The 349-nt window shown below is 36.4% G+C and carries 1 protein-coding gene; it reads left to right on the top strand.

The genetic code is table 11. The annotated features are described in order from the left end of the window. The coding region (locus tag ACYVTD_RS18310) for a metal ABC transporter solute-binding protein, Zn/Mn family (protein ID WP_461249027.1) at positions 1 to 220 on the top strand (220 nt) is incomplete at its 5' end. Positions 221 to 349 lie beyond the last annotated feature (129 nt).

Below are 349 nucleotides of genomic sequence, written 5' to 3'. Positions count from 1 at the left end.
ATATATAGTTGATACTGTAAAGGCTGAAAAAATACCGTATATATATTACGTCGAACTTGGCAATCAAAATGTTGCAAACGCGGTTAGTGAACAAACTGGCGCAAAAACTTTGCTTTTTCATTCGATACATAATGTGACGAAAGAAGATTTTGATAAAGGTGTGACATATGTCAGCTTAATGAAGCAAAATGCAGAGAATCTCAAAAAGGGGTTGAATTAAATGAGCATAATTTCAGTTAAGGATGTTGTTTTCAAATATGATGCGAATGTAGCTGTGAGCGACGTTAGTTTTGATGTTTTGCCGCGCGACTATTTGTGTATCGTAGGCGAAAATGGCTCAGGGAAAAGC

This window comes from Treponema sp. R6D11, assembly GCF_054786075.1.
The sequence above is the reverse complement of the archived record's forward strand: the minus strand, read 5'-3'. Positions and strand labels throughout refer to the sequence as shown.